Annotated in this window: 2 protein-coding genes and 2 pseudogenes; 2 read left to right on the top strand and 2 right to left on the bottom strand. The window is 67.7% G+C overall.

From position 1 onward, the window contains the following. Window positions 1-196 (bottom strand): annotated as a pseudogene (locus Q0W90_RS23850) (1,4-beta-xylanase); the annotation flags it as partial. Between the two features lie 210 nt (window positions 197-406). Continuing rightward, window positions 407-1252, bottom strand: coding sequence for a 3-methyl-2-oxobutanoate hydroxymethyltransferase (gene panB, locus Q0W90_RS23845; RefSeq protein WP_297777075.1), 846 nt, complete (start codon window positions 1250-1252; stop codon window positions 407-409). A 200-nt stretch (window positions 1253-1452) separates the two neighbouring features. Between panB and Q0W90_RS23840 the strand changes: the two genes are divergently transcribed. Both Q0W90_RS23840 and Q0W90_RS23835 read left to right on the top strand, forming a co-directional pair. Beyond that, complete coding sequence (locus Q0W90_RS23840) at window positions 1453-3009, top strand: alpha/beta hydrolase (RefSeq protein WP_297777072.1); 1557 nt, start codon at window positions 1453-1455, stop codon at window positions 3007-3009. 150 nt (window positions 3010-3159) lie between these two features. Next, window positions 3160-3369: pseudogene (locus Q0W90_RS23835) on the top strand (alpha/beta hydrolase); the annotation flags it as partial.

The following is a 3369-nucleotide window of genomic DNA, read 5'->3' as shown; positions in this document are numbered from 1 at the left end:
TGATGGCGTTGGACGTGATGTAGTTCGCGCCCACCGGCCAACCCTGCGCTTGATACCAGCGGTTGGCGCGCTCGGGTGACCAGCGGCTTGCCTGCGGCGACGTGCGTGGCGGCTGCGCGAACGCGTGTGGTGTGTGGGCCAAAGCGACGCCTCCTGCCACTAGCAGCGGCAACTTCAACACCGTTCGACGGCGCACGAAGTCACCAGGATACCCCCGGTCGATGTGGTTCACCCTTGCTCTTAGAGTCCGAATCTTCTCTGTAAAGCAATCGTACATCCCTGTCACACAACGCATTTCAGCGGTTTGGTGGTGACCGGGATAACGTCGTCAACCAGGCGGGACGCTCGGGTCGGTCATCTGAGAGCGCGGCACGGCGTGCCGGCTATGTCGGGGTTGCGCGGCCGATCAGAAGCAGTGTTCGTCGGCGGGGAAAACGCCTCCGGCGACCTCTTGCGCATATTGCGTTGCGGCCCGGCGTAATTCCCCGCCGATGTCAGCGAAGCGTTTGACGAACCGGGCGGCCTTGCCGCTGCTCATGCCGGCCATGTCCTGCCAAACCAGGACCTGCCCGTCGCAGTTCGGCCCGGCGCCGATCCCGATGGTCGGGATGGTCAGCTTGCCGGTGATCTGGGTGGCCAACTCGGCCGGCACCATCTCCATGACGACGGAGAACGCCCCGGCCTCGGCGACGGCGATCGCGTCCGCGACGGTCTGTTCCGCCGCGTCGCCGCGGCCCTGGACCCGGAAGCCGCCCAGGCTGTTCACGCTCTGCGGGGTAAACCCGATGTGCGCCATCACCGGGATGCCCGCGGCCGTCAGGCAGGCGATCTGCTCGGCGACCCGCTCACCACCCTCGAGCTTCACCGCATGCGCGCCGCCCTCTTTCATGAACCGCGTGGCGGCGGCCAGCGCGGCGGCGGGCCCGGCCTCATAGCTGCCGAACGGCAGGTCCGCGACGACCATGGCGTGCTGGGCGCCCCGCACCACGCCGCGGACCAACGGAATCAATTCGTCGATCGACACCGGCACGGTGGTGTCGTAGCCGTACACGACGTTGGCCGCCGAGTCGCCGACCAGCAGGACCGGGATGCCGGCCTCGTCGAAGATGCGGGCGGTCGAATAGTCGTAGGCCGTGAGCATGGCCCACTTGTGGCCTTCGGCCTTCATCTTCTGCAGGTGGTGGGTGCGGATCTTGGTGAGCGGCTGCGCAGGCGCAGACGAGTTGGCACCGTAAACGTTGTGCTCAGACATCATTGTCCCCAGTGGTGGTCGGGTCGATCCTCGTGGCCCTGTGCGGGTCCCCGGGTTCGTCTGACGGTGTCATTCTGCCATTTCTTTTGCGCAGTTGCACCGCCGCGGCAGTGTGACACAGGCCATGCTCCGCGCGCGGCGGACGCCCGACGGTGCCGCTCATCGCCGATCTCAGGTTTCCTCTGGCAGCATGTGTTGGCATGGGTTCGTCTCGCCGCGGCACACGCGCGCGCACGTTGCTGATCTGGACGTCGATCGCCGCCGTCGCGCTGCTTGCATCGGGCTGCGAACGCGTGGTGGTGGGGCGCGCCGTCATGTCCGAGCCGAAGCTGGGCCAGGCGGTGGAGTGGACGCCGTGCCGGGCCGCCAACCCGAAGGTCAAACTCCCGGCCGGCGCGTTGTGCGGCAAGCTGGCGGTGCCGGTCGATTACGACAACCTCGGCGGCGACACCGCGACGCTGGCGATGATCCGGTTTCCCGCGACCGGAGACAAGATCGGTTCGTTGGTGATCAACCCGGGCGGCCCGGGGGAGTCCGGCATCGAAGCGGCGTTGGGCGTCGTCCAGTCGTTGCCGAAGCGGGTCCGCGAACGGTTCGACCTGGTCGGCTTCGACCCCCGCGGGGTGGGGGCGTCGCGCCCGGCGGTCTGGTGCAACTCCGACGCCGACAATGACCGGCTACGCACCGAACCGAACGTCGACTACAGCCCGGCCGGCGTCGCGCACATCGAGGACGAGACCAAGCAGTTCGTCGGCCGCTGCATCGACAAGATGGGCAAGGATTTTCTGGCCAACATCGGCACGGTCAACGTCGCCAGGGATCTCGATGCCATCCGGGCGGCGCTGGGCGACGACAAGCTGACCTACCTCGGCTACTCCTATGGCACCCGGATCGGCTCGGCGTATGCCGAGGCCTACCCGAACAAGGTGCGGGCGATGATCCTCGACGGCGCCGTCGACCCCAACGCCGACCCCATCGAAGCCGACCTGCGCCAGGCCAAGGGATTCCAGGACGCGTTCAACAACTATGCCGCCGACTGCGCGAAGCAACCGAGCTGCCCGCTGGGCACCGACCCGGCCAAGGCCGTCGACGTCTATCACAGCCTGGTCGACCCGATGGTCGACCCCGACAACCCGATGGTGGGCCGGCCGGTCCCGACGAACGACCCTCGCGGGCTGAGCTACAGCGACGCCATCGTCGGCACCATCATGGCGCTGTACTCACCGAACCTGTGGCATCACCTGACCGACGGGCTGTCCGAACTCGTCGACCACCGCGGCGACACCCTGCTCGCCCTGGCCGATATGTACATGCGCCGCGACGTGCATGGCCACTACACCAACGCCACCGACGCGCGGGTGGCGGTCAACTGTGTGGACCAGCCACCGATTACCGACCGGGCCAAGGTGATCGACGAAGACCGCCGCTCCCGGGAGATCGCGCCGTTCATGAGTTACGGGCAGTTCACCGGGAACGCGCCGTTGGGCACCTGCGCGTTCTGGCCGGTGCCGCCGACGAGCAAACCGCACACCATCTCCGCGCCCGGCCTGGCGCCGACGGTGGTGGTGTCGACCACCCACGATCCGGCGACTCCCTACAAGGCCGGGGTCGACCTGGCCAGCCAGCTGCGCAGCTCGCTGCTGACGTATGACGGAACCCAGCACACGGTCGTCTTCCAGGGCGACGGCTGCATCGACAACTACGTGACGGCCTACCTGGTCGGCGGCACCACACCGCCGAGCGGCGCAAAGTGCTAGCCGTACAGCTGGCGTTCGAACGTCCACTGGCTGCGAGGTTTTGAGGGATTTCTCGCTGTGGTTGCTCGCTCGGCGAGGACTCGAGCCGATTGAGGGCCGAGACCAAGGCGTAACCGTTTCGCGCCGCCACGGGTACCCGGGGCTGCAACGATGACAGCCATGTCGCGCCTGAGATCCTTGAGCTCGGCGCTGCTTTCATTCGGTCTTCTGCTCGGTGGGTCCTCCGTCGCCCCGCTGGCGGTCGCCGGCGCCACCCCCGAACCCGGTGCCGGGCAGACGCCGGCCCCGAATCCGCCGGCGGCCGCGGTGCCGCAGGGCTGGGGGGGCTGCGGCCAATTCGTCACGGACACAAGCGATATC

The organism is Mycobacterium sp. (assembly GCF_025933915.1).
Classification (GTDB): domain Bacteria; phylum Actinomycetota; class Actinomycetes; order Mycobacteriales; family Mycobacteriaceae; genus Mycobacterium.
Note: the sequence above shows the minus strand (reverse complement) of the source record. Positions and strands in the feature narration are given on the sequence as shown.

What these genes read in the sequence shown, in the direction of transcription:
- Q0W90_RS23840 (WP_297777072.1), top strand. Translation starts at nt 1,453, where the DNA reads ATGGGTTCGTCTCGCCGCGGCACACGCGCGCGCACGTTGCTGATCTGG.
- panB (WP_297777075.1), bottom strand. Translation starts at nt 1,252, where the DNA reads ATGTCTGAGCACAACGTTTACGGTGCCAACTCGTCTGCGCCTGCGCAG.